Below are 5,453 nucleotides of genomic sequence, written 5' to 3'. Positions count from 1 at the left end.
GCAGCGTGGGCACCGCGCCGGAAGGGGTGGAGGCGGAGGTGATGGTCGTCAGCAGCTTTGCCGAGCTCACCCGCCGCGCATCCGAAGCCCGCGGCCGCATCGTCCTGTTCGACGTGCCGTTCACCACGTATCGCGAAACGCAGCCCTACCGCGGCCGCGGCGCCATCGAAGCCGCGCGCGTGGGCGCGGTCGCCAGCCTGATCCGCTCCGTGGGGCCGTTCGGCATGCAGTCTCCGCACACGGGCGGCATGCGCTACAACGATTCGATCGAAAAAATTCCCGCGGCGGCGTTGTCCATGGAAGACGCCATGCTCATCCACCGCCTCACGGACCGCGGCGAGCGGGTGCGCCTGCGGCTGCGGATGGGCGCGCAGACGCTGGCGGACGTGCCATCGCGCAACGTGGTGGCGGAGATCCGCGGCAGCGAACTGCCCAACGAGGTCGTGGTGATGGGCGGGCACATCGACTCGTGGGACGTGGCCCCGGGCGCCATGGACGACGCGGGTGGCTGCGTGGCCGCTTGGGAGGCGCTGCGGGTGATGAAGCGCCTGGGCCTGCGCCCCCGCCGCACCGTGCGCGTGGTGCTGTGGACCAACGAGGAGAACGGAACGCGCGGCGGCCTGGCCTACCGCGACGCGCACCAGGCGGAGATCGCCAACCACGTGCTGGCCATTGAATCCGACGAGGGGGTGTTTGCGCCCAAGGGCTTCAGCGTGACGGCGACGGACCCGGCGGTGGCGCAGGTGCGGCAGATCGCGGCGCTGCTGCGGTCCATCGGCGCGGACAGTGTGGAGCTGGGCGGCGGCGGCGCGGACATCGGCCCCATCATGGCGCTCGGCGTGCCGGGGATGGGATTGATGGTGGAGCAGGAGCGCTACTTCTGGTATCACCACACGGAAGCCGACACGCCCGACAAGCTGGACCCGGTGGAAATGGCGCGCTCCGTGGCCGCGATGGCGGTGATGGCGTACGTGGCCGCCGACGCGCCCACGCGCATCCCCTTCGGCCGCCCGCCGGCGAACTGACGTACGGCTTCTGTCGATGAACGGCGGGGCGCGGCGAGAAGATTCGCCGCGCCCCGCATGTTTTCATCTCCTACGCCCGTCGTCCGCTCCGGACGATCAGCTCCCGGGAGCGCGGATCATTTCGCGCGGCGGAAGGAGGGCGGCGATGCGGCGAGCCATGCTCAGCATCTGCCGCGATTCCTGCCGAAGCTGCTCCACCAGCACGTCGCCGGGCTCCCCGCCCCGCTTTCCCTCCTCGTCCGCCTGCAGCCCGATGCGCGCGGCGCGGCGCTCCAGCAGGTCCACGTCCGCCCAGGTGAACCCGAACGGCTGCCCGAAGAGCGCAAAGGCGGCGGCGGCGTGGTAGCACTCCGGCGGAATGCGGGCCTGCGCGCCGTCCGCCAGGTTCAGGGTAATGGCCATGCAGCGGCCTTCCAGCAGGCCGTTGACGTCCGCTGGCTGGGCTTCGGGGGCGTACGCGCTGGCCGGGGCCTGCATGGCTTCCTGCCAGGCTTCTTCGGATACGGCGGGTTTGAAGTAGTTGGCCACGGGATCTGAACCGGATTCGGTGTGCAGGATGGCGCGCGCCGGCGCCTTGCCCGTCCTTCCGCAATCCGCACTCCACCGCGCCCGCGCGTCCGTCGCGCCGGGGTGATCAGCGCGCGGATCTTTTCTCCCGGGCGCGATCCGGAATACGTGCGATGGATGGACATTCCCCCGCCGCCGCGCACCCACAATCCGCGCGAGCGAACCGACGAGCCCCGAACCGCACTGCCGGTTCGGGGCTCGTTCCGTCATCCCGCGGATGGCGGATTGGGGATGGGACAGCGGGTCAGCCGCGCTCCCAGAACGGGGGTGGCTCCACGCCCAGGGCGCGAAGGTAGGCGTAGCCCTGCCCGCGATGGTGGATCTCGTTGTCGATCATGTACAGGAACAGCTGATAGACCGGGCCCTCGTACCGGCCGAACGCCGTGCGCGACTCCTGGAACGTCCCCGCCGGGATCCGGGGCCACAGCGTGTTGATCTCCTCCGTCGCCTCGTCCCAGAGCGCGAGCATTTCTGCCCGCGTGGCGGGAACGGTGCGGGCGCGCATTGTCCAGTCGCCGCTGGCCACGCCCTGCACGCCGGGCGCCGCCATGCTGACCATCTCCATCACCATCTCGGCGAAGGGGCGCATGCCGCCCAGCGAAAAGGTGGAGATCTGGTCTTCGGGAAAGGCCTCGATCACGCGGCGCGTCAGCCGGCGGTGCCCCTGCCAGTGCTCCAGCAGTTGCGCGGGGGTCATCACGCCCGACTCATTGGGGAGGGTCATCCGGTAGCTCGGCGGGTGAGGGAAAAGGGTGTAGAACACCATGGTGCAGTCGCGTACGGCGCGGGTGCGGTCCGGCTGCCCCGGACCGGAGCGTCAGTCCGAATCCGCCAGTGGCGGGTCCGGGTCCAGCGTCTGGCGGATGCGCGTCAGCGCGCGCACCCCCGTGCGGAGCTCGTCCAGCGCCTGCGCGCCGCCCACGCGGTTGGCCCACGCCGCCTGCTCGCGGCCCAGGCGCTCCATGGCGTCCGCGCCGGCGGGGGTAATGCGCATCAGGCGGGCGCGGCGGTGGCGCGGGTTGTCGACGAATTCCACGAACCCCTCCGCCTCCAGCAGGGCCGAGGTTTCGCGGACGCTCTGCCGCGTGAGCCCCATCACGCGCGCCACGTCGGCGATGGGGATGGGGCCGTGCTCCACCACGCCCAGAACCTGCCACCGCGCGGTGCTCAGCCCCGCGGGCGCGGCCAGCTGGTCGCCCGCGTCGTGCAGAAGGCGGTTGACGCGAAACACCTCCAGCACCAGCGCGGTGAACGCGTCTCCGTGTTCCGTGTGCGCACTCATACCTGCATTCTACGTGGTTGACAGGTCCCTGTCAACAATGATGCGAGATCCGGAATCTGGCGCCGCGGGGTGTGGCCCTCACCCCGCGTGCTGCGCACGACGACCCTCTCCCACGAACAGATGTGGGAGAGGGAGCACACGGCAACGGCAATCTGGCGAGGAGGCGGGGCTTCGGCGTGGCGGCCGGCCCTCCCCGTGCAGACAGCCGCATGGGGAAGGGAGAACAGCGGATCGGTGCGCTTCGGAGGGTGCCGATGCGGCGGAAGGAGGCCCCCTCCCCCCAGCCCCCTCCACCCGCTCCGCGGGAGAGGGGGAGCCGTTCGGCGTGGTGGATGGTTCGGCGTGCGGCGCCGGGCTGTCCGCCGAGTCGGGGCTTACCGCTGTTCGAGCGGCGGATTCATCCGCTCAGGGAAGACGGCGCGCCACGCGCGGGCCCCTCCCCCGCCCCCGCGCAAACGGCCGCGCGGAAAGAGGAGACCTGTACCGGCACCCCCCGCCCCCGTGCAGGTGAAGTCCCCCCGTCCGTTTGGGGGGACTTTCCGCCGTTGTTGCGGCGGATTCATCCGCTCAGCCATGCCTGCAGCCCGCGCCGAACCCACCCCCGCGCAGGTGCAGCCTCACAGCAGTACCGTGAGGCTTTCAGCCGTTGTTGCGGCGAGTTCAGTCGCTCAGCCGGCGTCCCGTGACGCAGCGGCGGAATCGCGCTTGCGTTGCGTCATCCCACCAGACCATCGCTGAACCACACCGCGAAGAACGGGATGCAGACCAAGGGAACGCTGGACCTGCTCAAGGTCACCTTCAAGGAATTCATGGACGACGAATGCCCGCGGCTGGCGGCGGCGCTCTCGTACTACACCGTGTTTTCCCTTCCCCCGCTCATGATCCTGCTGCTGCTGATCGCAGGCGCCGTGTTCGACCCGGCCAAGGTGCAGGCCGCCATCCACGAGCAGATCGGCATGCTGATGGGCTCCGCGGGCGCCGACGAGATCGGGGCGATCCTGAACCAGGCGGAGCGGCCCGGCGGACGCGGCATCAAGGCGGTGCTCGGCGTGGGCGCCATCATCTTCGGCGCGACGGGCGCGTTCATTCAGCTGCAGGGCGCGCTGAACCGCGCGTGGGAGGTGGAGCCGGACCCCAACCAGGGCGGGCTCAAGAACTTCGTCTTCAAGCGCCTGCTTTCGCTGGGGATGATCCTGGGGATCGCCTTCCTGCTACTCGTGTCGCTCGGCGTCAGCACCGCGCTGTCCGCCATGGGCGGCGCGCTGGGCGGGTTCTTCCCCGGCATCCCGGAGCCGGTGCTGTACGCCATCAACCTGGGCATCTCGTTCGTTGTCATCACCGGGCTGTTCGCCACCATGTTCAAGGTGCTTCCCGACGCGCGCATCGCGTGGCGCGACGTGTGGGTGGGCGCGCTGGTGACCAGCACGCTCTTCATGGTGGGCAAGTTTCTGCTGGGCTTCTACCTGGGCCGCAGCAACCCGGGCGAGGCGTTCGGCGCGGCGGGGTCGCTGGCGCTGGTGCTGGTGTGGATCTACTACTCGGCCATGATCCTGCTCTTTGGCGCGGAGTTCACGCAGACGTGGGCGGTCACGCGCGGCGGCGGGATCGAGCCGGAGCCCGGCGCCCGCCGCATGGCCGACGAAACTGTGGACCCGCGCGACGTTCCCGCCAGGACCGGAAAGAAGAGGTCCTGACGCGGTCCGTCCGCCGGCGGCGGATGCGGAAAGACCCCTGGTCCGTGCGGACCAGGGGTCTTTTTATTCCATGCCGGGATCAGCGGCCGGGCAGCAGCCGCGGAAGAAGGAGCTGGATCCAGACCAGCGCGGGGATGGTCAGCAGCAGCCAGGTGGGCGGAAAACGGTTGGTGCGCACCCCGCGGTACGCCGCCCATCCGATCAGCACCCATCCCGCCAGCAGCAGCGTCTTTCGCGCGACGTCCACGGGCGGGCTGCTTCCGCCCGCGCCGGCGGTGAGCGCCAGCCAGAGCACCGCGTTGGCGCTGTTCACGATCCCCACCAGCGAGGCCAGCCCCACCACCAGCAGAATGCGCCGGAATGCCTGCCCCCGCGCGGTGTCGGGGATCTGCCGTGTATGCATGCTCATGGTCATCCGCTCATGAAGGGTGCGGCTCGGGAGCCGCGGTGCGCGCTCACGCAGTGGGGGCCAGAATGGCGGCGCTGCACGCCAGCGCCGCGCCGGCCAGCGCCCATCCGCTCAGGTTGGCGGACGAGGCCACGGAGGACCGCGCGTCGTCGCGCCGCTGCCGGGCCAGGTCCAGGCGCAGCTGGTAGATGGCGTACATCTCCGCCGTCACGCTCCCCGGGTTCGACTCCATGGCCGCCATCATTCGCTCCAGCGAGGCGACCTCCTGCTCCGCCTGATACCAGGTGGCGAACAGGTCAGCCACCTGCTGCACCGACAGCTCCGCCCCCACCACGGTGATGATGCACGCCGCCCAGAGCAGCGGGCCGGCGGGCTGCCCCCCGGCCGGCCCGCCCCCGCCGGTGGAGCCGCCGGTGCCGGTGCCGCTCCCGGAGCCAGCGCAGTTGCCGTCCCAGAAGCAGTTGTACGCGTACTCC

Annotated in this window: 6 protein-coding genes and 1 pseudogene; 2 read left to right on the top strand and 5 right to left on the bottom strand. The window is 70.5% G+C overall.

Annotated elements, in window-relative coordinates; translation table 11 throughout:
* Positions 1-1,025, top strand: a 1,025-nt coding sequence (locus VF665_RS11710) for a M20/M25/M40 family metallo-hydrolase (RefSeq protein WP_331053619.1), incomplete at its 5' end; no start/stop codon positions are given.
* 96 nt (positions 1,026-1,121) lie between these two features.
* Here the strand turns inward: VF665_RS11710 and VF665_RS11705 are convergent.
* The 3 genes from VF665_RS11705 to VF665_RS11695 all read right to left on the bottom strand — a co-directional run bounded on the left by VF665_RS11705 (position 1,122) and on the right by VF665_RS11695 (position 2,874).
* The gene (locus tag VF665_RS11705) at positions 1,122-1,553 is read right to left on the bottom strand and encodes a hypothetical protein (protein ID WP_331053618.1); all 432 of its coding nucleotides are present in this window, start codon (positions 1,551-1,553) and stop codon (positions 1,122-1,124) included.
* 283 nt (positions 1,554-1,836) lie between these two features.
* Entirely contained in the window at positions 1,837-2,316 is a 480-nt protein-coding gene (locus tag VF665_RS11700) for a DinB family protein (protein ID WP_331053617.1), read from the bottom strand.
* A gap of 93 nt (positions 2,317-2,409) precedes the next feature.
* Positions 2,410-2,874: a MarR family winged helix-turn-helix transcriptional regulator gene (locus VF665_RS11695; RefSeq protein WP_331053616.1), complete on the bottom strand. Its 465-nt coding sequence runs from the start codon at positions 2,872-2,874 to the stop codon at positions 2,410-2,412.
* Between the two features lie 758 nt (positions 2,875-3,632).
* On the opposite strand from VF665_RS11695, the gene VF665_RS11690 reads away from it, so the two are divergent.
* Positions 3,633-4,568 (top strand): YihY/virulence factor BrkB family protein, encoded by a 936-nt coding sequence (locus VF665_RS11690; RefSeq protein WP_331053615.1) that lies wholly within the window; start codon positions 3,633-3,635, stop codon positions 4,566-4,568.
* A 79-nt stretch (positions 4,569-4,647) separates the two neighbouring features.
* Here the strand turns inward: VF665_RS11690 and VF665_RS11685 are convergent, their stop codons facing one another.
* The gene (locus VF665_RS11685) at positions 4,648-4,977 is read right to left on the bottom strand and encodes a hypothetical protein (protein WP_331053614.1); all 330 of its coding nucleotides are present in this window, start codon (positions 4,975-4,977) and stop codon (positions 4,648-4,650) included.
* Between the two features lie 46 nt (positions 4,978-5,023).
* A pseudogene (locus VF665_RS11680) lies at positions 5,024-5,453 on the bottom strand (hypothetical protein); the annotation flags it as partial.

This window comes from Longimicrobium sp., from assembly GCF_036387355.1.
Taxonomy (GTDB): domain Bacteria; phylum Gemmatimonadota; class Gemmatimonadetes; order Longimicrobiales; family Longimicrobiaceae; genus Longimicrobium.
This window is presented reverse-complemented; position numbering and strand designations above follow the sequence as displayed.